At 74.4% G+C, this 26,355-nt stretch carries 24 protein-coding genes; 16 read left to right on the top strand and 8 right to left on the bottom strand.

The genetic code is table 11. The annotated features are described in order from the left end of the window. Positions 1-228 precede the first annotated feature (228 nt). From V6U81_RS22060 to V6U81_RS22050, 3 genes are read right to left on the bottom strand one after another with little or no spacing between them, the layout of a single operon-like run. Positions 229-1,779, bottom strand: a complete 1,551-nt coding sequence (locus V6U81_RS22060; RefSeq protein WP_420884061.1) for a PH domain-containing protein — start codon at positions 1,777-1,779, stop codon at positions 229-231. Continuing rightward, a complete protein-coding gene (locus V6U81_RS22055) occupies positions 1,776-2,312 on the bottom strand; it encodes a PH domain-containing protein (protein ID WP_420884062.1) in 537 nt (178 codons plus the stop codon). Before V6U81_RS22055 ends, V6U81_RS22060 begins: the two co-directional genes overlap by 4 nt. 13 nt (positions 2,313-2,325) lie before the next feature. Continuing rightward, on the bottom strand, positions 2,326-2,556 hold the full coding sequence (locus tag V6U81_RS22050) for a hypothetical protein (protein ID WP_334491784.1): 231 nt from the start codon (positions 2,554-2,556) through the stop codon (positions 2,326-2,328). 239 nt (positions 2,557-2,795) lie between these two features. Here V6U81_RS22050 and V6U81_RS22045 point away from each other — a divergent pair, with 239 nt between their 5' ends. The 7 genes from V6U81_RS22045 to V6U81_RS22015 all read left to right on the top strand — a co-directional run bounded on the left by V6U81_RS22045 (position 2,796) and on the right by V6U81_RS22015 (position 9,916). Further along, entirely contained in the window at positions 2,796-3,920 is a 1,125-nt protein-coding gene (locus V6U81_RS22045; protein WP_334491783.1) for an AAA family ATPase, read from the top strand. Further along, positions 3,899-4,900 carry a DUF58 domain-containing protein gene (locus V6U81_RS22040; protein ID WP_334491788.1) on the top strand — a complete coding sequence of 334 codons (1,002 nt, stop codon included), beginning with the start codon at positions 3,899-3,901 and terminating at the stop codon, positions 4,898-4,900. The genes V6U81_RS22045 and V6U81_RS22040 overlap by 22 nt, the downstream gene beginning before the upstream one ends. Beyond that, the gene (locus V6U81_RS22035; RefSeq protein ID WP_334491782.1) at positions 4,897-5,847 is read left to right on the top strand and encodes a VWA domain-containing protein; all 951 of its coding nucleotides are present in this window, start codon (positions 4,897-4,899) and stop codon (positions 5,845-5,847) included. The genes V6U81_RS22040 and V6U81_RS22035 overlap by 4 nt, the downstream gene beginning before the upstream one ends. Positions 5,848-6,501: 654 nt before the next feature. Further along, on the top strand, positions 6,502-7,206 hold the full coding sequence (locus V6U81_RS22030; protein ID WP_334491781.1) for a 3-oxoacyl-ACP reductase FabG: 705 nt from the start codon (positions 6,502-6,504) through the stop codon (positions 7,204-7,206). Positions 7,207-7,227: 21 nt separating this feature from the next. Then, positions 7,228-7,995 (top strand): enoyl-ACP reductase FabI, encoded by a 768-nt coding sequence (fabI, locus tag V6U81_RS22025; RefSeq protein WP_334491780.1) that lies wholly within the window; start codon positions 7,228-7,230, stop codon positions 7,993-7,995. Positions 7,996-8,065: 70 nt separating this feature from the next. Further along, on the top strand, positions 8,066-9,097 hold the full coding sequence (locus V6U81_RS22020) for a ferrochelatase (protein WP_334491779.1): 1,032 nt from the start codon (positions 8,066-8,068) through the stop codon (positions 9,095-9,097). Between the two features lie 39 nt (positions 9,098-9,136). Then, a complete protein-coding gene (locus tag V6U81_RS22015; protein WP_334491778.1) occupies positions 9,137-9,916 on the top strand; it encodes an HAD-IIA family hydrolase in 780 nt (259 codons plus the stop codon). A 3-nt stretch (positions 9,917-9,919) separates the two neighbouring features. Here the strand turns inward: V6U81_RS22015 and V6U81_RS22010 are convergent, their stop codons facing one another. Then, positions 9,920-10,714, bottom strand: coding sequence for a hypothetical protein (locus tag V6U81_RS22010; RefSeq protein ID WP_334491777.1), 795 nt, complete (start codon positions 10,712-10,714; stop codon positions 9,920-9,922). A gap of 182 nt (positions 10,715-10,896) precedes the next feature. Here V6U81_RS22010 and V6U81_RS22005 point away from each other — a divergent pair, with 182 nt between their 5' ends. Further along, positions 10,897-11,709 carry a DUF3097 domain-containing protein gene (locus V6U81_RS22005; protein ID WP_334491776.1) on the top strand — a complete coding sequence of 271 codons (813 nt, stop codon included), beginning with the start codon at positions 10,897-10,899 and terminating at the stop codon, positions 11,707-11,709. A 38-nt stretch (positions 11,710-11,747) separates the two neighbouring features. Here V6U81_RS22005 and V6U81_RS22000 read toward each other — a convergent pair whose 3' ends face one another. Further along, complete coding sequence (locus V6U81_RS22000) at positions 11,748-13,058, bottom strand: serine hydrolase domain-containing protein (RefSeq protein ID WP_334491787.1); 1,311 nt, start codon at positions 13,056-13,058, stop codon at positions 11,748-11,750. A gap of 92 nt (positions 13,059-13,150) precedes the next feature. Here V6U81_RS22000 and V6U81_RS21995 point away from each other — a divergent pair, with 92 nt between their 5' ends. The 4 genes from V6U81_RS21995 to V6U81_RS21980 all read left to right on the top strand — a co-directional run bounded on the left by V6U81_RS21995 (position 13,151) and on the right by V6U81_RS21980 (position 18,383). Beyond that, the gene (locus tag V6U81_RS21995; protein WP_334491775.1) at positions 13,151-13,624 is read left to right on the top strand and encodes an NfeD family protein; all 474 of its coding nucleotides are present in this window, start codon (positions 13,151-13,153) and stop codon (positions 13,622-13,624) included. Positions 13,625-13,629: 5 nt separating this feature from the next. After that, a complete protein-coding gene (locus V6U81_RS21990) occupies positions 13,630-14,736 on the top strand; it encodes an SPFH domain-containing protein (protein ID WP_334491774.1) in 1,107 nt (368 codons plus the stop codon). 150 nt (positions 14,737-14,886) lie between these two features. Further along, on the top strand, positions 14,887-15,684 hold the full coding sequence (locus tag V6U81_RS21985; protein ID WP_334491773.1) for a hypothetical protein: 798 nt from the start codon (positions 14,887-14,889) through the stop codon (positions 15,682-15,684). 452 nt (positions 15,685-16,136) lie between these two features. Then, on the top strand, positions 16,137-18,383 hold the full coding sequence (locus V6U81_RS21980; RefSeq protein WP_334491771.1) for a transglycosylase domain-containing protein: 2,247 nt from the start codon (positions 16,137-16,139) through the stop codon (positions 18,381-18,383). 90 nt (positions 18,384-18,473) lie between these two features. Here the strand turns inward: V6U81_RS21980 and V6U81_RS21975 are convergent, their stop codons facing one another. After that, a complete protein-coding gene (locus V6U81_RS21975) occupies positions 18,474-18,899 on the bottom strand; it encodes a GNAT family N-acetyltransferase (protein WP_334491770.1) in 426 nt (141 codons plus the stop codon). A 156-nt stretch (positions 18,900-19,055) separates the two neighbouring features. On the opposite strand from V6U81_RS21975, the gene V6U81_RS21970 reads away from it, so the two are divergent. The 3 genes from V6U81_RS21970 (at position 19,056) to V6U81_RS21960 (ending at position 22,443) form a co-directional block, all read left to right on the top strand. Then, the gene (locus V6U81_RS21970) at positions 19,056-19,619 is read left to right on the top strand and encodes a dihydrofolate reductase family protein (protein ID WP_334491769.1); all 564 of its coding nucleotides are present in this window, start codon (positions 19,056-19,058) and stop codon (positions 19,617-19,619) included. 108 nt (positions 19,620-19,727) lie between these two features. Then, positions 19,728-20,537: a TrmH family RNA methyltransferase gene (locus V6U81_RS21965; protein WP_334491768.1), complete on the top strand. Its 810-nt coding sequence runs from the start codon at positions 19,728-19,730 to the stop codon at positions 20,535-20,537. A gap of 52 nt (positions 20,538-20,589) precedes the next feature. Continuing rightward, positions 20,590-22,443: a PucR family transcriptional regulator gene (locus tag V6U81_RS21960; RefSeq protein ID WP_477463584.1), complete on the top strand. Its 1,854-nt coding sequence runs from the start codon at positions 20,590-20,592 to the stop codon at positions 22,441-22,443. Positions 22,444-22,469: 26 nt separating this feature from the next. Here V6U81_RS21960 and V6U81_RS21955 read toward each other — a convergent pair whose 3' ends face one another. Further along, entirely contained in the window at positions 22,470-23,819 is a 1,350-nt protein-coding gene (locus V6U81_RS21955) for a MurL-like N-terminal domain-containing (protein WP_334491766.1), read from the bottom strand. 90 nt (positions 23,820-23,909) lie between these two features. Between V6U81_RS21955 and murD the strand changes: the two genes are divergently transcribed. Next, positions 23,910-25,259, top strand: a complete 1,350-nt coding sequence (gene murD, locus V6U81_RS21950; RefSeq protein WP_334491765.1) for a UDP-N-acetylmuramoyl-L-alanine--D-glutamate ligase — start codon at positions 23,910-23,912, stop codon at positions 25,257-25,259. Between the two features lie 5 nt (positions 25,260-25,264). On the opposite strand, the gene V6U81_RS21945 is transcribed toward murD, so the two are convergent. Then, positions 25,265-26,251: a hypothetical protein gene (locus tag V6U81_RS21945; protein ID WP_334491764.1), complete on the bottom strand. Its 987-nt coding sequence runs from the start codon at positions 26,249-26,251 to the stop codon at positions 25,265-25,267. Positions 26,252-26,355: the final 104 nt, after the last annotated feature.

Genomic DNA, 26,355 nt, shown 5'->3' with positions numbered 1-26,355 from the left:
GAACAACGGCATGCGCCGTCACCGGCCCCCACCACAACCCACTAACCCGTCACAAGACCCATAAATATGCCGCTGCGTCATATCGCTCGTGACACCAACACGGTGCTCCGCGGTGACTTTGTGTGACGCCGGTGCGCCCGGCGTGCCCAGCGCCGCAGGGACGTCGACCGCACCTGCCCCCGGCTGGGTCCGCGTCGACCCGTCGCCCCCGCCGCCGGCGTGTCCGGCTCAGCGGGCGGTGCGGGCGGCGTGCGCCCTTGCGGTCAACTCGGCCGCGAGCGTCCACGCCTCCGTCAGGTCGCGGTCCTGCGCGGCGGCGCCCGCGCCACCGGCCGTGTCGGCGTGCACCGTGGCCAGCCGTAGCCGCCGCTGCACCGGGCCCTGCACCACCCGGACGCTCTGGATCCGGCCGTACGGCACGATCGCCAGTTGCCGGGTCAGCAGCCCGGAGCGCACCGTGAAGGCCCGCTCGCCCAGGCCGGCCCCGAGCACCCGTACGCCGAACGGCCGCAGCCAGCGCGCCCGGGCCGGCGGCGGCGACAGCGGCAGCCCGGTCAACCGCACCGCGGGCAGCACCTCCGCGACGATCCACTCGGCGGTGCGCAGATCGCCGACGGGCAGCAGCCGGTCCGGCCGGTTGCGGTCGTCCGGCTCGCCGCTGGAGTAGCCGGCCACCTCCAGCCGTAGCCGCAGCCAGCCCTTCATCCGCCAGAGCAGCGGCCAGGTCACCCCGACCGTCTGCACCCGGTCCAGGGGCACGGTCTGCACCCGGGTCTCCAGCAGCCCGTTGCGGATCCGCAGGCTGTCGTCCTCCCGGGCCAGCCGGAAGTTCCAGTCGTCGAGCACCCGGCGGACCGGTTGCAGGATCACCCCGGCCATCGCGGTCAGCGTGCTGGCCACCCCGATGAACGACCAGGAGCCTTCGGAGAGGAACTGCACGATCACGAACGCCAGGCCGAACGGGAGCAGGAACGCCTGTGGGGTGAGCAGCTGGCTGACCAGCAGGTCGCCGTTGCGGACCTCGTGCAGGGTCGCGCCGGCCGGCTCGGCCACCGGCCCGACTCCCGTGCCGGGCCCGGCTCCCGGGGCCGCTTCGGCTCCCGCGACCGGTCCGGCGCCCGGAGTCGCCCCGACGCCCGGGGCCGCCCCGACGCCCGGGGCCGCTCCGACGCCTGGGCCCGGTCCGACGCCCGGGCTTGGTCGGGCGCCCGCGACCGGTCCGGTGGCGGCCCGGCCCGGCGCCCGGCCGGCGACCACGAGCAGCCTGCCCCGCAGCGCGGCGGCCTCGGCCACCCCCAGGTAGGCCAGCGGCGCCTCGGTCTTGCCCCCGCCGACCACCTCCAGCCGCAGCTCGGCCAGGCCGGTGAGCTGGGCGAGCAGCGGTCGGACCAGCTCCACCGCCTGGAGGCGTTCCAGCGGGATGGCCCGGGTGCGACGCCAGAGCAGCCCCTCGTACACCCGCAGCTCCCGGCCGACGATGTGGTAGCCGGTGTTCCACCAGCTGATCACCGCCAGCGCGGTCGCCCCGAGGGCCAGCACCGCGGCCAGCACCGCGAACCAGCCGAAGCCGACCCGGGACAGGGTCGACCAGGAGAGCCCGGCGATCACCACGAACAGCGACTTCGCCCCGTGCAGCACCGGGCTCAGCGGATGCAGCCGCTGCCGGGGCTCCGTATCGGCCGGCGTATCGGCGGTGGGGGCCGGCTCGGGTGGCGGCGGCCCGACCGCCCGGACCGGGTCGGGTGGGGCCGGCTCGGAGTCGCGCAGGCCGTCGGTCACAGCCCCTCCGCGCGGTCTTCACCCAGCGCGGTGAGTCGGTCGCGCAGCCGGGAGGCCTCCGCCGGGCGCAGCCCGGGCACCCGGGCGTCGCTGGCCGCGGCGGCGGTGTGCAGCTGCACGGTGGCCAGGTTGAAGGCCCGCTCGAGCGGCCCGGCGCTGACGTCGACGAACTGCATCCGGGAGTACGGCACGATGGAGAGCCGTCGGACCAGCAGCCCGTGCCGGACCAGCAGGTCGTTCTCGCGTTCGGCGTACCCCCAGGCCCGGACGGCCCGGACGATCGCCACCGCGCGCCACCCGCCGAGGAGCACCACCAGGGCGAGCACCGCGCCGAAGAGCCAGTGCCCACTGAACGCCCAGCCGAGGGCGAGCCCGACCAGCACGACGGCCAGTCCCATCGCCAGCCGCAGCAGCTCCACCCGGATCAGGTCACCGGAGATCGGCTGCCACCGGACCGTGTCCGGCCAGGGTTCCAGCGCGCTGACCGGGGCCGGTCGCGGCCCGTCGGGCACGTCGTCGTTCACCGGGAGGATCCGCTGTGGGCGCTCACGGTTCGAGCGTATGCGATTCGGAGAGGGGAGCGACCTCCCGCAGGAAGCCGCGCGCGTTGAGGAAGTCGCCGAGGGTGCCCCGGTGCTCGGGGCAGGCCAGCCAGGTCTTGCGCCGCTCCGGGTCGTGCAGCCGGGGATTGTTCCAGCGCAGCGCCCAGACGGCGGGAGCGCGGCACCCACGGGACGAACAGATCGGAGCCTGGTCGGCGGGGGTGGGTTCGGTCACCCGGGGCAGTCTAGGCCGCCGGTGCCGGAAGATTGAGCGCCGGGCGGCCACGGGGGGAGCCGCCCGGCGACGGGGTGAATCGTACACGCGCCGGACCCCTCCGTGTCCACCCTCGTTCAGCGATTCGGTCAACGGGACGGCGGGGCCGAAATCGGGTTCTCCCCGCCTCGGCTCTCAGTCGGGCATGCGAGTCTTGATGCGCACCACGCCGCGACGACCGATCATGCTGTGGAGGACCGGTGGCCCAGCCGACCACGCCCGACGCCCAGACCCCGAACGGGGCGGCCCCGGAGACACCCGCGCCGGTGGGCACGCCGGCGCCGGTGAGCACCCCGGCGCAGGACGCCAGCCTGCTGGAGCGGGCCCTGTTCGAGATCAAACGGGTCATCGTCGGGCAGGACCGGATGGTCGAGCGGATGTTCGTCGCTCTGCTCGCCCGGGGTCACTGTCTGCTGGAGGGCGTTCCCGGGGTGGCCAAGACCCTCGCCGTGGAGACGCTGGCCAAGGTGGTCGGCGGCGACTTCGCCCGGGTGCAGTTCACCCCCGACCTGGTGCCCGCCGACATCATGGGCACCCGGATCTACCGGCAGTCCAGCGAGAAGTTCGACGTCGAGCTGGGCCCGGTCTTCGTCAACTTCCTGCTCGCCGACGAGATCAACCGGGCGCCGGCGAAGGTGCAGTCCGCGCTGCTGGAGGTGATGAGCGAGCAGCAGGTCTCCATCGGCGGCGAGACCCACCGGGTGCCCAACCCGTTCCTGGTGATGGCCACCCAGAACCCGATCGAGCAGGAGGGGGTCTATCCGCTGCCGGAGGCGCAGCGGGACCGGTTCCTGATGAAGATCGTGGTCGGCTACCCCACCGACGCCGAGGAGCGGGAGATCGTCTACCGGATGGGGGTCACCCCGCCGGAGCCGGCCCGGATCTTCACCACCGACGAGCTGATCGCCCTCCAGCAGAAGGCGGACCAGGTCTTCGTGCACAACGCGCTGGTCGACTACGCGGTCCGGTTGGTGCTGGCCACCCGTACCCCGGCCGAGCACGGGATGCCCGACGTGGCCCGGCTGATCCAGTACGGCGCCAGCCCGCGCGCCTCGCTCGGCCTGGTCCGGGCCACCCGGGCGCTGGCCCTGCTCCGCGGCCGGGACTACGCGCTGCCGCAGGACGTGCAGGACATCGCGCCGGACATCCTGCGGCACCGGCTGGTGCTCAGCTACGACGCGCTCGCCGACGACGTGCCCGCCGATCACGTGGTGCACCGGGTCATGTCGACCATCCCGTTGCCGTCGGTGGCGCCCCGTCAGCAGGCGAGCCCACCGCCGCCGGTCAGCGGCCCGCCGGCCGGCTGGCCCGGGCAGCGGCCGTGACCTCACCCGTGCGCCCGCCCGACGCCGGCGGGGAGCGCACCGAAGCGGTGCTGTCCCGGTTGCAGCTGCTGGTCACCCGCAAGCTGGACGGGCTGCTCCAGGGCGACTACGCCGGGCTGCTGCCCGGGCCGGGCAGCGAGGCGGGGGAGTCCCGGGAGTACCGCCCCGGCGACGACGTACGCCGGATGGACTGGCCGGTCACCGCCCGGACGACCATGCCGCACGTGCGTCGTACGGTCGCCGACCGGGAGTTGGAGACCTGGCTCGCGGTCGACCTCTCCGCCAGCCTCGACTTCGGCACCGGACGCTGGCTCAAGCGAGACGTGGTGATCGCCGCCGCCGCCGCGCTGACCCATTTGACGGTGCGCGGCGGCAACCGGATCGGTGCGGTGATCGGCACCGGCGCGGAGGCCGCCGCGCCGGCCGGCCGATGGCGCGCCGCGCCGCCCCCGGTCGGGCCGGGCGTGCTGACCCGGGTGCCGGCCCGCTCCGGCCGCCGGGAGGCGCAGGGCCTGCTGCGGGCGCTGGCGGGCACCCCGGTGCGCCCGGGCCGCAGCGATCTCGGGACGTTGGTCGACGCGCTCAACCGGCCGCCGCGCCGCCGGGGCCTGGCGGTGGTGATCTCGGACTTCCTCGCGCCCCCGCAGCAGTGGGGACGACCGCTGCGTAAGCTGCGGGTCCGGCACGACGTGCTGGCGATCGAGGTGGTCGACCCGCGCGAGTTGGAGCTGCCCGACGTGGGGGTGCTGCCGGTGGTCGACCCGGAGACCGGTGAGCTGCACGAGGTGCAGACGGCCGATCCCGGGCTGCGCCGGCGGTACGCCGACGCGGCCGCCGCCCAGCGGGAGGCGATCGCCGCGGAGCTGCGCGCCGGGGGCGCCGGGCACCTGCGCCTGCGCACCGACCGAGACTGGCTGCTGGACATGGTGCGATTCGTGGCCGCCCAACGGCACGCCCGCACCCGGGGGACGACGCGATGATCCGTTTTCTGCAACCGTGGTGGCTGCTGGCGCTGCTGCCGGTGCTCGCCCTCGCCGCCCTCTACGTCTGGCGGCAGCGACACCGCCGGGCGTACGCGATGCGGTTCACCAATGTGGACCTCTTGCGCACCCTGGCGCCGAGGGGGCTGGGCTGGCGGCGGCACGCGGCGGCCACCGCGTTCCTGCTCGCCCTGGTGGCCCTCGCCGCCGGGATGGCCCGACCGGCGGTGGACACCAAGGAGCCGCTGGAACGCGCCACGGTGATGCTCGCCATCGACGTGTCGCTGTCGATGCAGGCCGACGACGTGGCGCCGAACCGGTTGGAGGCCGCCCAGGAGGCGGCCAAGCAGTTCGTCGGCGAGCTGCCGCAGAGCTACAACCTGGGGCTGGTCTCCTTCGCCAAGGCGGCGAACGTGCTGGTCGCCCCGACCAAGGACCGGGACGCGGTGACGGCGGCCATCGACGGGCTGACGCTGGCCGAGTCGACCGCCACCGGCGAGGCGGTCTTCACCTGCCTGGAGGCGATCCGGTCGGTGCCCGCGGACGGCGCCGCAGGCATCCCGCCGGCCCGGATCGTGCTGCTCTCCGACGGTTACCGCACGTCGGGGCGGTCGGTGGAGGAGGCCGCCGCGGCGGCGCAGGCGGCCAACGTGCCGGTCTCCACGATCGCCTTCGGCACCGACTCGGGCCAGGTCGACATCGGCGGCCAGCTCCAGCGGGTGCCGGTGGACCGGTTGGCCCTGGCGCAGCTCGCCGAGACCACCGAGGGCTACTTCTACGAGGCCGCCTCGGTCTCCGAGCTGAAGCAGGTCTACCAGGACATGGGCAGCTCGATCGGGTTCCGCACGCAGCCGCGCGAGGTCACCCAGTGGTATGCGGGGGTGGCGCTGCTGCTGGCGCTCTGCGCCGGCGGGATGAGCCTGCTCTGGACGTCCCGGATGATCTGAGGGGTCGTGGCGCCGCGCTGGCGGCGGCCGGCTGGCCGGCGGTGGTCAGTGACCGCCGCCGGCCAGCACGAACAGGACGGCCACCCAGACGGCGGCGAGGGTGAAACCCAGCGGGGCGACGTAACGGCTCATGGGAGGCTCCGGTGGCGGCGTGACGGTCCGCGCGGGCGGACCGCAGGGGTTGATCGGGGGCGCGCACACGAAGTCGTGACCGGGGTGCTCCACCGCGGGCCGTCCGACGGACGGCAGGGGTCGCCGGCCCCGGCGACGGCCGGGGGTCCAACGGGTGCGGGGAGCGGGAGCTGGGTCAGCTCTGCCGACTGAGTCGTGGCTCAGCGGGGCTGACGGTGGGCCCGGCCACGACTGGGAGGATCGCTATCTCGCACAGCGATCACCTCCTGCGGTCGGCGGGGCCCGGAACGCGGGCCGCACACCGGCCCGCAGACGCGGATCATCGTACAACGGGGACACTCGCGGCGCGCACCCGGCCGAGCGGCCGCCGGTCCCCGCCGACCGGCCTGCCGACGCGGCCGAGCGGCGGAGCGGCCCGCTCGACCGCGTACCCAGGCAGGACGCGGCCGGCGTTAGCGCTTACCTACCGGTAACGCCTAGGCTCCGAGCCGACCGAGAGATCAGTTGAGCAGAGGGGGACCCGTGGCCCGTACCGTGCTGGTGACCGGCGGCAACCGGGGGATCGGACTGGCCATCGCGCAGGCCTTCGCCAAGCAGGGCGACCGGGTGGCGGTGACCCACCGCTCCGGTGACGCTCCCGAGGGGCTGTTCGGGGTGCGCTGCGACGTCACCGACTCCGCCTCCGTCGACGCCGCCTTCGCCGCGGTCGAGGCGGAACTGGGCCCGGTCGAGGTGCTGGTCGCCAACGCCGGGATCACCGACGACACGCTGCTGATGCGGATGTCCGAGGAGCAGTTCACCGGGGTGCTGGACACCAACCTCACCGGGGCGTTCCGCTGCGCCAAGCGGGCCTCGTCGAAGATGCTCCGGGCGAAGTGGGGCCGGATGATCTTCATCTCGTCCGTCGTCGGCCTCTACGGCGGCGTCGGTCAGGTCAACTACGCCGCGAGCAAGGCCGGCCTGGTCGGGGTGGCCCGCTCGATCACCCGCGAGCTGGGCACCCGCAACATCACCGCGAACGTGGTCGCCCCCGGCTTCATCGACACCGACATGACCGCCGCGCTGCCCGAGCAGCGCCGCGCCGAGTACCGCAAGGCCATCCCGGCCGGCCGGTTCGCCGCGCCGGACGAGGTCGCCGGCGTGGTCACCTGGCTCGCCTCGGACGCCGCCGGCTACATCTCCGGCGCCGTGATCCCGGTCGACGGCGGCCTGGGCATGGGTCACTGAGAAAAACGGAGGAATCTACAGATGTCCGGACTGCTCGCCGGTAAGCGGCTGCTGGTCACCGGCGTCATCACCGACGCCTCGATCGCCTTCTCGGTGGCGAAGCTCGCCCAGGAGAACGGCGCCCAGGTCGTACTCACCGGCTACGGCCGGCTCTCCCTGGTCGAGCGGATCGCCAGGCGGCTGCCCGAGCCGGCCCCGGTGATCGAACTGGACGTGACGAACCCGGAGCAGCTGGCCGGCCTGGCCGACAAGGTGCGCGAGCACGTCGACGGCCTCGACGGGGTGGTGCACTCGATCGGCTTCGCCCCGCAGAGCTGCCTCGGCGGCGGCTTCCTCGACGCCCCCTGGGAGGACGTCGCCACCGCGTTGCAGGTCTCCACGTACTCGTACAAGTCCCTGGCCGTGGCGGCGCTGCCGCTGATGTCCGCGGGCGGCGCGGTGGTCGGCCTGACCTTCGACGCCACCAAGGCCTGGCCGGTCTACGACTGGATGGGCGTGGCCAAGGCCGGCCTGGAGTCCGCCTCCCGCTACCTGGCGCTGCACCTGGGCAAGCAGGGCATCCGCAGCAACCTGGTCGCCGCCGGCCCGCTGCGCACCATCGCCGCGAAGTCGATCCCCGGCTTCGACCAGTTCGAGGACGCCTGGACCCAGCGCGCCCCGCTCGGCTGGAGCCTCACCGACCAGGAGCCGGCCGCCCGCGCCTGCCTGGCCCTGCTCTCCGACTGGTTCCCGGCCACCACCGGCGAGATCGTGCACGTCGACGGCGGTTACCACGCGATCGGCGCCTGAGACAGGGGCGAAACCCGCTCGTCCCGGGGTGGCCGCCGGGCTGTCACGGCCGTCGGGGGAGAATGGCGCCATGGCGTACGACGCATTGGTGCTGGTCTCCTTCGGCGGCCCGGAACGGCCCGAGGACGTGCTGCCCTTCCTGCAGAACGTGACCCGGGGGCGGGGCGTGCCGCCGGAGCGGCTCGCGGAGGTCGCCGAGCACTACCTGCACTTCGGCGGGGTCTCCCCGATCAACCAACAGAACCGGGAACTGCTCGCCGCGATCCAGGAGGACTTCGCCGCGAACGGCGTGGACCTGCCGGTCTACTGGGGCAACCGGAACTGGGACCCGTTCCTCGCCGACACCGTGACCCGGATGCGCGACGACGGCGTGCAGCGCGCGCTGGCGTTCGTGACCAGCGCGTACGGCGGCTACTCCTCCTGCCGGCAGTACCAGGAGGACATCGCCGCCGCCCGGGCCGCCGTCGGCCCGGACGCCCCGGTGATCGAGAAGCTGCGCCAGTTCTGGGACCACCCGGGCTTCGTCGAGCCGCACGTCGACGCGGTGAAGGCGGCGCTGGCGCAGCTCGACCCGGCGAAGCGGGACAGCACCCGGCTGGTCTTCACCGCGCACTCCATCCCCCTCTCGGCGGCGGCCACCGCCGGCCCGCAGGGCGGCCGGTACACGGCGCAGCTGGAGGAGGCGGTCCGGCTGGTGCACGAGCGCGCCGCCGCCGACCTGCCGTACGACCTGGTCTGGCAGAGCCGCTCCGGCCCGCCGCAGGTGCCGTGGTTGGAGCCGGACATCAACGACCACCTGACCGCGCTCGCCGCGCAGGGCGTCACCAGCGTGGTGGTCAGCCCGATCGGGTTCGTCTCCGACCACCTCGAGGTGGTGTGGGACCTGGACACCGAGGCGCTGGAGACGGCCAAGCAGCTCGGCCTGGACTTCGTCCGGGCCGGCACCCCCGGCACCGACCCGCGCTTCGTGACGATGGTGCGGGAGCTGGTGGCCGAGCGCAGCGTGCCCGACGGGGAGCGGCTGCGCCGCCGCCTCGGCGAGCTGCCGATGTGGGACACCTGCCCCACGCCGTGCTGCGTGCCGGCCGTCCGCCGGCCCTGAGCCCGACCTCCGCTCCCCGACACCCCCTTGGGATGACACATGCATGACCGCAAGCCGGTGCAGAGCTGGCTCACCGACATGGACGGCGTGCTGGTGCACGAGGGCCAGCCGGTGCCGGGTGCCCCGGAGTTCATCAACCGGCTCCGCTCCTCCGGCAAGCCCTTTTTGGTGCTGACCAACAACTCGATCTACACCCCGCGCGACCTCCAGGCCCGGCTCGTCCGGATGGGCTTCGAGGTGCCCGAGCACGCGATCTGGACGGCGGCGCTGGCCACCGCCCAGTTCCTGGCCGACCAGCGGCCGGGCGGCACGGCGTACGTGATCGGGGAGGCCGGGCTGACCACCGCGCTGCACGCCGTGGGGTACGTGCTGACCGACTTCGCTCCGGACTACGTGGTGCTGGGCGAGACCCGCACCTACAGCTTCGAGGCGATCACCAAGGCGGTCCGGCTGATCAACGACGGGGCGCGGTTCATCTGCACCAACCCGGACGTGACCGGTCCGTCGGTGGAGGGCGCGCTGCCGGCCGCCGGCTCGGTGGCCGCGATGATCTCCAAGGCGACCGGGGTGGAGCCGTACTTCGTCGGGAAGCCGAACCCGATGATGATGCGCTCGGCGCTGAACACCATCAACGCGCACTCGGAGAGCACCGCGATGATCGGTGACCGGATGGACACCGACATCCTCTGCGGGCTGGAGGCGGGGCTGGAGACCATCCTGGTGTTGACCGGGATCAGCACCAGGGTCGAGGCGGAGCGCTACCCGTACCGGCCGTCGCGGATCGTCGACTCCGTGCGCGACCTGATGGACGAGATCTGACCCTCAGGGGCGCAGCGGCGCGTTGCAGGCGGCCACCAGGGCCTGCCGGCAGGCGGTGGTGAGCGGGCGCAGCGCGGCGTCACGTTGCTGCGCCTCGTAGTTGTTGATGGCGCCACCCGGGGCGCTGTGCCCGGCCAGCGCGAGCACCCGGTCCAGCACGGCCGCCCGGGCGAAGAGCCGGCGGGCGCGCGGGTCGAAGCCGGGCGGCAGGTCGGTGGTGCCGTCCGGCCGGCGCAGCGCGGCCAGCGCGCCGGCCAGCTCGGGCCGCCACTGGGCCACGTCGAGGCGGGTGAGCGCGGCGGTGGTCTCGGCGAGCGCGGCGGCCAGCTCGGCCTCCGCCTCGGCCGCGCCCGGCGAGGCGAGCGACGCCCGGGGCGCGTCGGCGGGCAGCGGGTAGACCCGCCAGAGCACCGTCTCCCAGGTCATCCCGGAGCCGGAGGTGTGGCTGCGGACCTCGGGGATCAGGCCCAGCGGGCCGGCGACGACCGCCTCGCCGACGAGCAGCGCGGCGCCGGCGAAGTCACCCGGGCCGGGCAGCCCGCGCGGGTCGCCGGGCGCGGGCAGCACGAGCCGGATCTCGTCGGGGGAGAGCTTGGCCAGCGCGGGCAGCGCCTCGCGCAGCGGCACGTCGGTCCAGGTGCCGGGGGCGTCGGCGACCAGGTGCTCCTCGTCGCCGGCGATGGACTCGGCGACCTCGTCGAAGGGCACCAGCCCGGCGCGCCACGCGCGCACCCAGGCGACCAGGCGGCTCGACCGACGCGGGGCCAGGGTGGCCGCGCCCGCTGCGGGGGAGGACATGCGGAAAGGGTACGTGCTCCCCGCCGCCCCTGTCTCGACTGCCGCTCGCGCCGCGCGCCCTGCCCCGAACTGCCCCGTTCGCCCTTTACCGCCCGGTGGTTCGGCGTGTCGTACCGTTCCGCGGCGGGCGTCGGCGGCGCGTCGGCGAGCGACGCGCCGGAGTCGGCGTTAGCGTGATCGACATGGGGCGGCGATACGGCGAGGACGTGCTGGCCGGTCAGTGGCGCCGGCGGAAGGTGACCCCCGAGGTGGACGCCGAGCCGGACCTGGTGGTCGAGGACGCGGACTCCGGCTTCTGCGGCGCGGTGGTGGGCTTCGAGTCCGGCGCGGTGGTGCTGGAGGACCGGCACGGCCGGCGGCGCAACTTCCCGCTGCTGCCCGCGGCGTTCCTGCTCGACGGTCGGCCGGTGACGCTGCGCCGGCCGGTACGCGCCCCGGTGCGGGCGACCCGCCGGCGCACCGCCTCCGGCTCGGTCGCGGTCGACAACGTGAAGGCGCAGGTCGCCAAGGCCAGCCGGATCTGGGTCGAGGGCGTGCACGACGCCGCGCTGGTCGAGCGGATCTGGGGCGACGACCTGCGGATCGAGGGGGTGGTGGTCGAGCCGCTCGACGGCATCGACGACCTCGAGGCGGAGGTGCGCACCTTCGCGCCCGGCCCGACCCGCCGCCTCGGGGTGCTGGTCGACCACCTGGTGGCCGGCTCCAAGGAGAGCCGGATCGTGGCGAAGGTGACCTCGCCGCACGTGCTGGTCACCGGCCATCCCTACGTCGACGTCTGGCAGGCGGTGAAGCCGACGGCGCTGGGCATCGCGGCCTGGCCGGTGGTGCCGCCGGGCCGGCCGTGGAAGGAGGGCGTCTGCGCGGCGCTCGGGGTGGCCGAGCCGGCGGCGATGTGGCGGCACATCCTCTCCCGGGTGGACAGCTTCGCCGACGTGGAGACACCCCTGATCAACGCCATGGAACGCCTGATCGACTTCGTCACCGAACCGGCCTGAGCGGCGGCGGCCGGTCCGCCGACTCCGCCGCGGCAGGGTCAGGGCTCCTGGTCCGGGGTACGGGTGAAGACGAAGGTGGCGATGTCCAGGGCGACCGGGCGGCCCGCCTCGTCCCGCACGACGGTGAGCACCTCGCCGTCCTGGTTGCTGCTGCGGCCCCGCCAGCGGTCCGGCCCCTCGGGGGTGAACCGGAGCATCGGCCGGCCCACCGGGCCGCCCCAGAGGTCTCCGGCGGGGTCGGGGCGGAACTCGTACTCCATCCCCATCCACCACCAGCGGCCGGTCAGCTCGGCCAGCTCGTCGGCGGGCGGGGCGGCGGGGCGCCAGGGCGTGACGGGCACCGGCTCGGTGTCGAGCACCAGGGTGAGCAGCTGCCGGGCGAGCCCGCCGAGGTGGGTCCCGCGCAGGCCGTACGAGTTGGCGAAACCGACCACGGCGGTGCGGCTCGGCCGGTGCACCGTGAGGGCGGCCACGTACCCGGGCATCGAGCCACCGTGGCCCACGTAGATCCGCTCGCCCTCCCGGTAGAGCTCCACGCCGAGGCCGTGCCCCCCGGTCCACGAGTCGAGGTCACTGATCACCACCGGCGCGCACATCGCGGTGAGGGTCTCCGGCGCGAGCAGCTCCGGCGCCGGGTCGGCGAGGAACGCCGCCCAGCGGCCCAGATCTTCCATCGTGGACCAGAGCTGGCCGGCCGGCGCCATCGCCCCGGTGTCGGTGCGCGGCTCCTCCCGCAGCGTGTCGTGCCAGGGGTGCACCACGTAGCCCCGGGCGTACGGCTCGGTGGCGTGGAAGGTGGTGCGGGCCATGCCCAGCGGATCGAGCAGCCGCTCGCGCAGCAGGGCGAACCACGGGGTGCCGGTGACCCGTTCCAGCACCCCGCCGAGCAGCCCGTACGCCAGGTTCGAGTAGTGGTAGCCGCGCAGCGGCGGGTAGGCGACCTTCGCCGGGGTGAGCCCGGCGACCAGGTCGGCCAGGGCGACGCCCTCGGTCCGCTCCCACCAGCGCCCGTCCGGCTCCCGCTGGAGGCCGCCGGCGTGGCCGAGCAGATGGCGCAGGGTGAGCGCGCCGACCGGCGTGCCGGGCAGGTGGGTCTCCAGCCGGTCGTCGAGGTCGAGTCGTCCGGCGTCGCGCTGCTGGAGGACCAGGACGGCGGTCATCGTCTTGCTGATCGAGCCGAGCCGGTACTGCAGGTCGGCCTCGGGGCGGGGGTGCTCCCCGGCGGCCGCGAGGTGGGCCAGCACGCCGTCGCGGACCACGCCCAGCACCAGCGACGGTGCCCGGCCGGTCGACTGTGCCTCGGCGACGAGGGCGTCGACCCGGCGGACGGTCTCGGGCAGCAGGGCCACGGCGGCCTCCTCGGCGTCTTCGGTGCGGTCCCGGCCGACTCTACTGATCATGACGGATTCACGGAGGTGCGGGCGCGTGTCACCCTTGGGGGGTGGACCCCGTGGTGTGGATCGTGCTGGGTGTGGTGCTGGCGGTCGCCGAGATCTTCACGACGACGCTCTTCCTGATCATGTTCGCGGCCGGCGCGTTCGCCGCCGCCGGCGCGGCCGCCCTCGGTGCCCCGGTCGCGCTCCAGGCCCTGGTCTTCGCGGTGGTCTCCGTCCTTTCGGTGGCGGTGGCCCGGCCGGTCATCCGCGGGCACGCCCGGTCGGCGATGGAGAGCGGCGACCATCCGTTCGGGGTGGAGGCGCTGGAGGGCGCGACGGCGCTGGTGATCGAGCGGGTCGACCCCGACCACGGCATGGTCAAGATCGACGGTGAGCTGTGGAGCGCGCGGCCGTACGACGCGACGCAGGTTTTCGATCCCGGTGCGCGGGTGCAGGTGATCAAGGTCCGGGGCGCCACCGCCCTGGTGTGGCAGGACGACATTTCCTCCCCCGGCCAGTTGCCGGAAGCGAAAAGGTGAGCGGTATGGAATTTGCAGCGGTCCTGTTGGCGGCCGTGGCGTTGATCGTCGTCGTCACCCTGGTCAAAGCGGTGCGGATCGTGCCGCAGCAGCGCCAGGACGTGGTGGAACGGCTCGGCAAGTACAAGCGCACGTTGAACCCGGGCCTGAACCTGCTGGTCCCGTTCATCGACGCGGTGCGCACCAAGGTGGACATGCGCGAGCAGGTGGTCAGCTTCCCGCCGCAGCCGGTGATCACCTCCGACAACCTGGTCGTGTCGATCGACACGGTCCTCTACTACAAGGTGGTCGACGCGGTCCGGGCCACCTACGAGATCGCCAACTTCATCCAGGCGATCGAGCAGCTCACGGTCACCACCCTGCGTAACGTGATCGGCTCGCTCGACCTGGAGCGGGCGCTGACCAGCCGCGAGGAGATCAATCGGCACCTCTCCGGGGTGCTGGACGAGACCACCGGCCGCTGGGGCATCAAGGTCACCCGGGTGGAGATCAAGGCGATCGAGCCGCCGGCGAGCATCCGGGACTCGATGGAGAAGCAGATGCGCGCCGAGCGGGACCGCCGGGCGGCGATCCTGACCGCCGAGGGGCACAAGCAGTCGCAGATCCTCACCGCCGAGGGCGACAAGCAGTCCGCGGTGCTGCGGGCCGACGGTGACCGGCAGGCCCGGATCCTGCAGGCCGAGGGTCAGGCCAAGGCGATCCGGACCGTCTTCGACGCGATCCACCAGGCCAACCCGAGCCAGAAGGTGCTGGCGTACCAGTACCTCCAGGCGTTGCCGCAGATCGCCAACGGCACCGCGAACAAGGTCTGGATCGTCCCGGCCGAGCTGACCAAGGCCCTCGAGGGGATGGGCGGCGCGCTCGGCGGGCTGAGCCAGATGGTCGGCGACGTGCCCACCGCGGAGGCGGCCGACCACGCCAGCCAGGTCGAGCGGGAGGCCGCGGAGGCGGCCCGGGCGGCGGCGACCGCCGCCCAGCAGATCCACGACGAGGTACGCGCCGCCGAGGCCCAGGTCACCGGCGGCAATGCCCCGCAGGGGCTGCCGGCACCCGAGCCGGTCTCCCCGGCCAGCCTGGTCAACGACCCGGCGGACCAGCGCGAACGGGGCTGATCGGCGGCCGTCCGGAGCCGGACGGCAAATGCGAGAAACGCTCATGCGGCGCCCCGGTGCCTGCCACGATCGGTCTGAGGACGGGTGGTGGCCAGGAGCCGGGGCGCCGGTGCGTCCCGCGCCGCTCGTCGGAGTCGAGCGAGGTGACGCATGAAGGACCCGGCGCACAGCCTGTTCTCCCGGACCCCGGTCCCCGGCGCGCACGACCCGTCCGGACCGCTGGGCAGCCGACGTACCGGCGGGGGATTCGGGGTGCTGCCCTTCGTCGGCGACCCCGCGCCGGCGGCGCCCGCCACCAACGCGAGCTGGGCCTGGTCGCTGCGGCGCTTCGCCCGAGCCTCGGTCTGGCTGCTGCCTGCGTACGCGGTCCTCTACGGCGTGGTGGCGATGGCCAGCGACGGCGGGGCGGGCAACGACCCGTACCCGGCCGACGGCCAGCCGCTCTACCTGGTCGGCTGGGTGGCCGCGGTCTGGCTGGGGCTGCTCGCCCTGCTGGCGCTGACCGGCCTGCTCGCGGCGACCCGCAGCCGCCGGGTCGCCGCGGCCGGCCTGCTGGCGAGCCTCGCCGGCACGGTGCTCATGCTGCCCTTCGCCGGGCTGGCCGAGCAGACGCCGGTCTTCGGCACCACGGCCCGGATGCCGGTGCTGGTCGGCGCGTTCCTCTACAGCGCGGGCTGGCTGCTGACCGGCTGGTCGGTGGCCCGGTCCGGGATGTTCGCCATCGGGGACGGGGTGATGCTCATGATCGCTGCTCCGCTGCTCGGCCTCGGCGGTGCCCTGATCGGCTCGTTGCAGACCTTCGGCGCGATCTTCGTGTTGATCTCCGGCATCGGCGTCGCCTACCGTTCCGGGCGCCTGCTGCCCGCCGAGATCGCCCGCGACGCCGCCACCGCCAGCGTCTCCACTCCCGCCAGCAACGGCCCCCAGGGCCCCCTCCCCGCCGCCTGACCTCACCGCCCCACCCAGCCCGCCGGTTGGTGTCCGGGGCCGATTCCGGATCTCGTCCCGGGGGTCGCCCGGATCGCCGATTCGGACGCTACGAACTTGATGTCGTCAGCGAATCGGACGGTCGGGAGCTCCTGGTCGAGCTGGAGAACCTTCCGGGGCCGGGCGATGTCCGCCTCGGGCCGGTGCGGGGTGGCCGGCATCCGCGATTCGTTCCCGTCATCAAGTTTGTAGCGGTGCGAGCGACCACCTGGCCCAGCCTCGCCGGTCGCCCCTTTCGTCGGCCCGGCGCCACACCACCTCGATCAAGAAGGGCACCCGTCCGGGCCAGGACGGCTGCCGAACGTCGTGATGAACGCGGGCCGGGCGGAAGGGGACGGCGCGGACGCGGGGGACGGCGAGGAGGAAGGGGGTGGGGGGAGGGCGCGAAGCGGGGAAGTTGCTGGCAGGTGACGGTGAGTTACCTGACAATCGCCGGTCGAGGTGGCCCGCTGCTCCTTGTGCTGGCAATCCTTGCAGCCATGCCCCGACCCCGGTCGCCGCTGTCGCGGCTCCTCACCGTGCTGCTCGCCGGCCTGCTCGCCGGCCTCGTCCTCGCGGTCGCCGCGCTCCCGGGCAACGTGCTCGCCGGGGTGGCCACCAAGTCGGTGCTCGGCGCGTTCGACGACCTGCCGGCGGCGCTGCGCACGCCTGCCACCCCGCAGCGCTCCTACCTCTACGCCAACGACGGCAAGACACTGCTCACCACGTTCTACGACGTGAACCGCACCGATGTGCCGCTGGCCGAGATCGCCCCGGTGATGCGGCAGGCGATCGTGGCGGCCGAGGACCGGCGCTTCTACTCGCACGGCGGCACCGACCTGCGCGGCATGGCCCGGGCCCTGGTCGCCAACGTGACCGGCGGGGGCACCTCCCAGGGCGGCTCGACGCTGACCATGCAGTACGTGCGCAACGTGCTGAAGACCGACCCCAGCCGCACCGCCGAGGAACGGCAGGCGGCCACCGACCAGACCGTCGGGCGCAAGCTCCAGGAGATCCGGTACGCCTCCGAGGTGGAGAAGACCCTCAGCAAGGACGAGATCCTCAACCGCTACCTGAACATCGCGTACTTCGGCTCCGGGGCGTACGGCATCGCGGCGGCCAGCCAGCGCTACTTCGGCACCTCGCCGGCCGACCTGACCCTCGGCCAGGCCGCCCTGCTCGCCGGCCTGGTCCAGTCCCCGGACGAGTACAGCCCGATCGACGGCGACGCCGACGCGGCGCTGGCCCGACGCGGGTACGTGCTCGACTCGATGGTCGACACCGGCGCGATCGGCGCGGACCAGGCCGCCCGGGTGAAGGCCGAGAAGCTGGCCCTGCGGCCGACCGCCCAGCCGAACGGCTGCACGGCCACCTCGACCGCCGACGCCGGCTTCTTCTGCGACTACCTGCGCCGCTGGTGGCTGAAGCAGCCCGCGTTCGGCGCCACCGCCGAGGAGCGCGAGCAGGCGCTGCGCCGCGGCGGCTACCGGGTGGTCACCTCGCTCGCCCCGGACGTCCAGGCCACCGCCGTCAAGGAGGCCCGCAAGGTCTACGCCGACGACGACAAGCGCGCCCTGCCCATCGCGGCGGTCGAGCCGGGCACCGGCCGGGTGCTGGCCATGGCCGTCAACCGGCAGTACGGCGTGGCGAGCGGCGAGACCGTCAACCCGCTGATCTCCGGCGGCGGCAGCGTCGAGGGCTACCAGGCCGGCTCCACCTTCAAGCTCTTCACCATGCTCGCCGCGCTGGAGTCCGGCAGGACCCTCTCCACCGGCTTCGACGCGCCCAGCAAGCTGCCCACCCGGTACGCGGCCGGGGAGGGCGAGGGCAACTGCGACGGCAAGTGGTGCCCGGCCAACGCCAACCCGGAGCGGATGGACGGCTACCGGATGATGTGGGACGGCTTCGGCCGCTCGGTGAACACCTACTTCGTCTGGCTGGCCGAGCAGGTCGGCGAGGACAAGGTGGTGGAGATGGCGCAGCGCCTCGGCATCACCTTCCGCGCCGAGTCGGACGCGGACTTCGCGAAGAACGACGCCGCCAACTGGGGCGCCTTCACCCTGGGCGTGGCCGCCACCACCCCGCTCGACCTGGCCAACGCGTACGCCACGGTGGCCGCCGAGGGGACGTACTGCACGCCCACGCCGGTGGTCTCGGTGACCGCGGCGGACGGCCGGAAGATCCCGGTGGGGCAGCCGTCCTGCAAGCGGGTGATCAGCGAGGACGTGGCCCGGGCGGCGACCGACGCGGCGCGCTGCCCGGTCGGCCAGCAGTCGGCGTACAACCAGTGCAACGGCGGTACGGCCGGCGGCGTCGACCGGCTCGTCGGCCGCCCGGTCGCCGGCAAGACCGGCAGCTCGGAGGGGAACGCCACCGAGACCTTCGTCGGCTTCACCCCGCAGGTGGCCGTCGCCGGGATCGCGGCCAACCCGGACGACCCGACCGACGCGGTCGGCGCGGCCGTGCAGGGCCAGGTGATCACGGCGGTGGCCCGGACGATCGCGACCGCGGTCGACGGCCAGCCGGTCCGCGACTTCACCGCGCCGAGCCGGGAACTGGTCGGTGACATGAAACGCCCCGAGCCGCCGCGCCCGTCTCCCCGCCCGACCGAGCCGCCGCAGCAGAACGACCAGGGCCTCCCCCCGGACCTGCTGCGCTGGCTGCAGAACCGCCGCGGCTGACCGCCGCGGCCCGCTGACCCGGCCCCCGCCGTCCCTCCCCCCTGAGGACGGCGGGGGCCGGTCCGGTTGGCCCAGGGAACGGCCGGGCGGTCACCGCCGGTCGGCGCCGAGCGGGCCCACCCGGAACATGCCGGTCATCCCGTCGTGCACGGCGTAGCCGAAGCGACGGTAGAGGCTCGCGGACTCGCCGGCGGCGAAGAGCCCGATGAAGGTCCGGTTCGAGGCGCGGCCCGCGATCCACTCCTCCAGCCGCCGCAGGATGGCCGCCCCGACGCCGCGCCGCTGCCGCTCCGGCACCACCGCCAGGTCCTGGAGGTAGTAGTAGATCGCCCCGTCGCCGATCAACCGGCCCAGCCCGATCACCCGGTCGCCCTCCACCGCGAGCACGCCGTGCAGCGAGCCGGCCAGCGACGCCGGGATCGCCGCCGGGTCGTACGCGTCGTCCCAGCCGACGGCCCGGGTCACCGCGACGAACTCGGCCACCGTCGGCAGCCGGTCGACCAGCCGGTACTCCATGATCGAAGACCCTAGCCGCTCGGACCGGGCCGGACCGGTGATCGGGAGGACCGGGCCCGGCAAGAAATTCCGGCCCGGCTGTCGGATCCCGCCGGCCCGCTCCGATCCACCGGTGAGAGCGCCCGCCGGGCGCGCCACCGTAAGGGAGAGCGGGACATGGGCAGGATCGTCTACTGGGTGAACCAGTCCGTCGACGGTTTCATCGAGGGCCCGAACGGGGAGTTCGACTGGCCGGTGTTGGGGCCGGAGCTCTCCGCGTACTCGCTGGAGCTGTCCGGGCGGGCCGGTGCGTTCGTCTACGGACGCAAGGTCTGGGAGATGATGTCCGGGTACTGGCCGCGGGTGGAGTCGATCTCGACGCATCCGCACGACCTCGCCTTCGCACCGATCTGGCGGCGTACCCCGAAGATCGTTGTCTCCCGTACCCTCGACGCCGCCGACCACGGCGCCCGGGTGATCGGCCGCGACCTCGCCGCCGAGGTCGCGGCGCTGCGGGCCGAGCCCGGCGGCGACCTGCTGGTCACCGGCGGCGCGGAGGCCGCCCGGGCGCTGGCCGGCCTCGGCCTGCTCGACGAGTGGCAGATCTTCGTGCACCCCGTCGTGCTCGGCGGCGGCCAGCCCGTCTTCGCCCGTCAGGACCGGCTCGGCCTGCGGCTGGCCGGCACGCGGACCTTCGACGGCGCGTCGGTGCTGCTGCGCTACGAGCGGGCGGCGGGGTGAGCGCTCAGCGCTCCCGGCGGCGCGGACGGTAGGTGCGAGCGTGGCCGGCAGCCGCTGGACCGGCCCGCCCCGATCGGCCCCGGACCGGCACCCGGCAGAATCGTCGCCGTGCCCGTCCACCAGATCACCGACCCTGACGACGACCGGATCGCCGACTACCGCGCGCTGACCGACGTCGAGCTGCGTACCCGCTGGGAGCCCCCGCACGGGCTGTTCATCGCCGAGGGGGAGCTGGTGCTGCGGCGGGCGCTGCGGGCCGGCTACCCGGCCCGGTCGTACCTGGTCGACGCCAAGCGGGTCGACCAGCTCGCCGACCTGGACACCGGGGACGCCCCGGTCTACGCCGCCACCCCGGACGTGCTCCAGCGGGCCACCGGCTTCCACGTGCACCGGGGCGTGCTCGCCTCGTTCCGGCGCAAGCCGCTGCCGGCCGCCGCCGAGGTGCTGGCCGCCGCCCGCCGGGTGGTGATCCTCGAGGACGTGAACAACCACACCAACCTGGGCGCGATCTTCCGCGCGGTCGCCGGGCTCGGGGTCGACGCCGTGCTGCTCTCGCCGACCTGCGCCGACCCGCTCTACCGGCGCAGCGTACGGGTCAGCATGGGCGAGGTCTTCGCCGTCCCGTACGCCAAGCTGGAGCCCTGGCCGGACGCGCTCGCCGAGGTGCGGGCGGCCGGCTTCACCGTGCTGGCGATGACCCCCGCCCCCGACGCGGTGCCGATCCAGCGCCTGGACGCCGCCCAGCGGGCCCGCTCCGCGCTGCTGCTGGGCGCCGAGGGCGCCGGGCTGACCCGGGCCGCGATGGACGCCAGCGACGCCCGGGTGGTCATCCCGATGCGCCGCGGCGTCGACTCGCTCAACGTCGCCGCCGCCACGGCGGTGGCCTGCTGGGAGCTGGGCCGCGACGACCCGCTCTGACCGGCGGGGCGGCCTGTCGTCGTACGGGGTGACGGACGGTAGCGTGTCGCCCGTGTTCCCTACCGTCCGTGAGGTGCTCGCGCTGGACCCGGTCCGCCACGGCGCCCCACGCCTGGTGGCCGGCGAGGCGGCCCTGGACCGGCCGGTGCGCTGGGTGCACGTCACCGAGGTGCCCGACATCGCCACCCTGCTCGGCGGCGGCGAGCTGGTGCTCACCACCGGCATCGGGCTGCCCGCCGACGACGCGGGGCTGCGTGCGTTCATCGGCGACCTGGCCGACGTCGGCGTCTCCGGGCTGGTGGTCGAGCTGGGCCGCCGCTACCTCACCGGGGTGCCCCGGGTGATGGCGGCCGCCGCCGAACGGCGCGGGCTGCCCCTGGTGGAGCTGCGCCGGGCCACCCCGTTCGTCCGGATCACCGAGGCCGTGCACGCGCTGATCGTCGACGCGCAGCTCACCGAGCTGCGCGCCACCGAGGAGATCCACCAGCGCTTCACCGAGCTGTCGGTCGAGGGCGCCGGCCCGGCCGAGGTGGTCCGGCAGGCCGCCGAGCTGGCCGGCTGCCCGGTGGTGCTGGAGAACCTCTCCCGGCAGGTGCTCGCGTACGACCCGGCGGGGGAGAGCGCCGAGCTGCTGCTGGACGGCTGGGAGCAGCACTCCCGCCGGATCCGGCCGGCCGGGCGGACCGCGTACGACGCGGACAGCGGCTGGCTGGTCACCACCGTCGGCGCCCGGGGCCACGACTGGGGGCGGCTGCTGCTGCGCTGGCCGGGCGGCGGCGACCTGGCGACCGGCCGGGGCGTCCCGGCCGACCCGACCGGCGCCGGGGCGGCCGACGGGGAACGCGACGGGCGGGCGTCGGCCGGCAGCCCGCCCACCCGGTTGACGATCCTGGTGGAACGGGCCGCCTCCACCCTCGCGCTGGGCCGGCTGATCCGCCGCGACGCCGAGGGGCTCGAACGGCAGATCCACCGCACCCTGCTGACCAACCTGCTCGACCACTCCCGTCCGGTGGACGAGGTAGCCCTGCGGGCCAAGGCGCTCGGCGTCATCCTCGACCGCCGCCACCTGGTCGGGGTGGTGGTCCGGCACCGCCTCGACGACCCGGCGGGGGAGGGCGGCGCGGGGGAGGGCGGACGGTCGGCCGAGCCCGCCCCGGAGGCCGGCCCGGCGCGGCTGCGGGACCTGGCCGAGGCGGTCGGCCAGGCGCTGCGGGAGGCGAAGCTGACCGGCCTGACCAGCGCGGTGGACGACCAGGCGGTGGGCGCGCTGCTCGCCCTGCCGGACGCGGCCGCCGAGGAGCGCGCGCTGGCCGCGTTCGCCACCGCGCTGCGCCGGATCCGCGTCGACGCCACCCCGTCGCGGCCGCCGGCCGGCCGGTCCGAGGCGGGATCGGCCGCGGGCCGACCGGAGGCCGGCGGATCGCGGCGGCCGACGTCCGCCGGTGCCCCGGGACCGGACGCGGTGATCGTGGCGGCCGGTTCCGGCGTGGGCAGCCTGCGGGAGGCACGACGCTCGCTGATCGAGGCCCGGCAGGTCGCCGACGCCGCCCGCCGGGACCGGCGCGACCTGCCGATCTTCCGGCTGCCGCACGTCGGGCTGGCCGGGCTGCTGCACCTGCTGCGCGACGAGCCGCGGGTGCAGACCTTCGTCGAGCGGGAACTCGGGGCGCTGCTCGCCCACGACGCCCGGCACCCCCGCGACCAGCTGCTCGGCACCCTGCGGGCGTACCTCGAACAGGGCCGCAACAAGTCGGCGGCGGCCGCCGCGGCGCACCTGTCCCGGCCGGCGTTCTACGAGCGGTTGGCCCGGATCGCCCGCATCCTCGACGTCGACCTCGACTCGGTCGACGCCTGCCTCTCCCTGCACGTCGCCCTGCTCGCCCTGGACGCCATCCGCACCCCCTGAGGGGAGCCGGCGGGAATCCGCACCGATCAGGCGAGGGCGTCGAGGGCCTTGGCGTACGCGGCGGGGACGAAGTTCGGGCCGCCGGGGGTGAAGACGTCCGAGTGCGCCGCCGTCGACCAGGCGGTCTCCGGCACGGCGTCGACCAGGGCGCGGACCACCGGGGCGTCGCGCCACTGCTCCTGCTCGGCGAGCAGGCTCAGCGCCACCACCGACTCCTCCACCTCGCCGACGCACTCGAACGGCTTGTGCCCGTCGACGCCCAGCAGCTCCCGGTAGCCGGGGATCTGGGTCTCGTCGGCCAGCAGGTCGCCGCCGAAGATGCCCACCACCCGCTCGCGCGGCATGAACGGCGCCATGGCCAGGAAGACGAACCGGCACTTCGGGCAGTTGCGGCACCAGCGCTCGCTCGCGTCGCGCAGCTTGAACGCGGCGTTGCAGCTGGTCACCACCGCGTCGTACCGGTCGATCCCGGCGAAGAGCCGGGCGATGTGCAGCTCCGACAGCGACCGCAGCAGCGAGAAGTACGGCTCGGTGAGCCCGGCGTGCTCGGCCAGCGCCGCCCGCAGCAGCCCCTCCGCCTCGACGCCCTTGGACCACTGGTGGTTGATCTCCTGACCGTTCCAGAGCAGGTTCGGGTCGGACGCCGAACGCTCGTTGGACATCACCACCGGGCCGAGGCCGTGCAGCACCGCGGTGGCGACCGCGATCAGCGAGTTGATCGCGGTGACCGGGATGTGGCCGTTGAGCGCGCCCGCCGCGTTCAGGTCGAACAGCACCGGGTCGATCCGCCGCCGGGCGGCCAGCGCGGGCAGCCCGGACGCCTCGTTGACCGACACGATCACGTGGTTCGGGTTGACCGAGAAGGGCACCGGGTCGAGGCCGGCCCGGCGCAGCGCCTCCAGGCTGACGATGGAGTCCTTGCCACCACCCACGGCGGAGAGCGGCCGGCGGTCCGAGTCGTCGTACACCCGGGGTGGCGACACCTCGCCGGCCGGCACCTCCGGACGCAGCTCGAGCACGTGCGGCAGCTGGTTGCGGTAGGCGTACTCGGCGAGGCCCTTGGTGTAGATCCCGGTGACCAGCTCGGCGGCGGCCGCGCCCAGCGGCGCCGGCAGCACCAGCCGGCGCGGCGCGGCGGCCTTGTAGTAGCTGACCCCGGCGACCACGTGCAGCAGCTCCAGGACCCGGTTCAGGGTGGCCACCGTCTCGTCCGAGGGCGGCTCGGCCGGCAGCGGCAGCGTGATCACCTCGGTGAACCGCTGCTCGCCGTCAGGACCGGTCAGCGCGTAGTCGAACAACGCCTCACCGGTGGCGAGATCGATCGAGTAGGACGGGAAGGCGAAGGCGTCCATCCGCCGGAGCTGCTCGTTGGGCACACGCCATACTAGGCCCTGGTTCGTCCGGCCGTGTCCGGCTGCGGCCGGACCGTGCCCGAGCACCGCCGTCGTGAGTCCCGAGGAGAGCCCGTGCGCCTGTCTGACCTGCGCGGACGTACCGTCGCCGTCTGGGGGGCGGGCCGCGAGGGCCGCGCCGCCGTGACCGCCATCGCCGCGCACGGCCCGGCCGACCTGGTCGCCGTCGACGACAGCGCCAACTTCCTCACCCTGCCCTGGGAGGGTTCGCTCGCCGCCGCCGCGCCCCTGGTCACCGGCGAGGAGGGGTTCGCCCGGCTGGCCGCCGCCGACGTGGTGGTCCGCTCCCCGGGCGTGCCGAACACCCACCCGTGGATGGTGGAGCTGCGCGCGCGGGGGGTCATCGTCACCCAGGGCACCGCGCTCTGGATGGCCGACCACGCCGACCGGACCGTCGGGGTCACCGGCAGCAAGGGCAAGAGCACCACGTCCAGCCTGATCAGTCACCTGCTCACCGCGATGGACCGGCCCAACGTCTTCGGCGGCAACATCGGCGTGCCCACCCTCGACCTGCCCGAGGCCGACCAGTACGTGCTGGAACTCTCCAGCTACCAGTGCAGCGACCTCACCGACTCGCCCGCCGTCGCGGTCGTCACCGCCCTCTTCCCCGAGCACCTGGACGCGCACGGCGGTGAGGCCGAGTACTACCGGGACAAGCTCAACCTGATCGCGTACGGCCCGCGCACCGTGGTGGTCAACGGCGCCGACCCGCGTCTCGCCCTGGAGCTGGGCGACCGGGCGGCCATCCGCGCCGGCCTGCCGGACACCGCGCACGTCGCCACCGGCCCGGACGGAACGCCCTGGTTCCACCTCGCCGACCAACCGCTCTTCCCGCGCGCCGTGCTGCCGCTGGTGGGCCGGCACAACGAGGGCAACCTCTGCGTGGCGCTCGCCGTCCTCGACGCGCTCGGCGTCGACGTGGTGGCCCGCAAGGACACCCTCGCGGTCGCCGTCGCCGAGTTCCAGGGGCTGGCCCACCGGCTCACCGAGATCGTCGACCCCTCCGGCCTGACCTTCGTCGACGACACCCTCGCCACCAGCCCGTACGCGGCCATGCACGCCATCGACGCGTACGAGGGGCGGCCGCTGACCGTCATCCTCGGCGGGACCGACCGGGGGTTGGACTACGCCCCGCTGGCCGAGCACCTGGCCGAGCGGGAGATCACCGTGATCGGCATCCCGGACAGCGGCCCCCGGATCGTCGAGGCGCTGGCCGGCCTGCCCAAGGTGCGTACCGAGGTGGTCGACGACCTGGTCGACGCGGTCCGGCGGGCCCGGGAGCTGACCCCGGCCGGCGGGGTGGTGCTGCTCTCGCCCGCCGCGCCCAGCTACGGGCGGTTCCGCAACTTCGAGCACCGCTCCGAGGTGTTCGCCCAGGCCGTCCGGGACACCGCCCCGGCCTGACCGTCTCAGCGCAGCGGGAGCCCGGGGCGGGCCGGATGCAGCGCCGCGTGCAGGGCGCGCAGGGACCGGATCGCCGACCGGATCTCCTGGAGGTAGCGCCCCGGCGTCAGGGTGGGCTCCGGCACCCCGGCCAGCTCCACCAGGCCCGGGTCGACCCCGACCGTCTCGATGTCGCAGCCGTACGGCAGGGCCAGGGTGCGCAGGGCGTCGCCGTGCTGGAACGGCACGTAGATCGCGGCGGTCACCATCAGCACCCGGTCGCCGGGGGAGAGCCGGACGTGCTCGGCCCAGAACCGCTGGGTGTCCGCGGTGTGCGCGCGCCGGCGCTGCGGCTCGCTGGACGGGGCGGCCAGCACGCGTACCGGGGGCAGGCCGGGGGGCCGGTAGGTCCGCGAGGACCAGGAGTGGTGCGGGTGGCCGGCGTCGTGGCCGTCCCGCTCGGCCGGCGCGTCGACCCCGAAGGACCGGCGGACCGCCGCGTCCAGGGCGTCGACCTCGGTGTCGCCGTCGATGCCCACCCCGGTGAGCACGGCCCGCTCCACCTCGGACAGCGGGCGGAAGCTGCCGAGCACCGCCACCTCGCCGGTCACGGCCGGGCCGGTGCGCACCAGGTGGGCGGCGTACGCGACGCGGCGCAGGCAGGCGTGCGCGAGTCCGCCGAGGACCGTCAGGTGGGCGTACCCGGGCCGGGCCGGCGCCGCCGGGTGGACCAGGCCGAGCGCGGCGGCCGCGTCGAGCACCCGCCCGGCGGTACGCGCGTCGAACGCCGGTTCCCGGGCGTCGGGGCGTTCCCGCCCCTGCCGGAAGTCCCAGTGCCGGGCGGAGAAGTCGTCCAGCCCGGCCAGCACCGCCGCCAGGTCACCGGGTGGCCAGTCGCCGCCGAAGTGCCCGACCAGTTCCCGCAGCGGCGCGGACCCGACCCAGGCCCGTACGTCCGCCGCGATCCGCTCGGCGGCCGTCCCGGTCGGCAGGGCCGTGTCCGCTCTCCGCACCAGCCGGATGCTACCGCCCATCAGATTTCGCGCGCGCCGGTTGGACGCGCTGACCGACGTGACGGGGAGCTGAGCCAGCCATCCCGGGGGCGGTACGGAATGAG

Origin of the sequence: Micromonospora lacuserhaii (genome assembly GCF_036902735.1) — a bacterium.
In the GTDB taxonomy this organism is placed as follows: domain Bacteria; phylum Actinomycetota; class Actinomycetes; order Mycobacteriales; family Micromonosporaceae; genus Micromonospora.
This window is presented reverse-complemented; position numbering and strand designations above follow the sequence as displayed.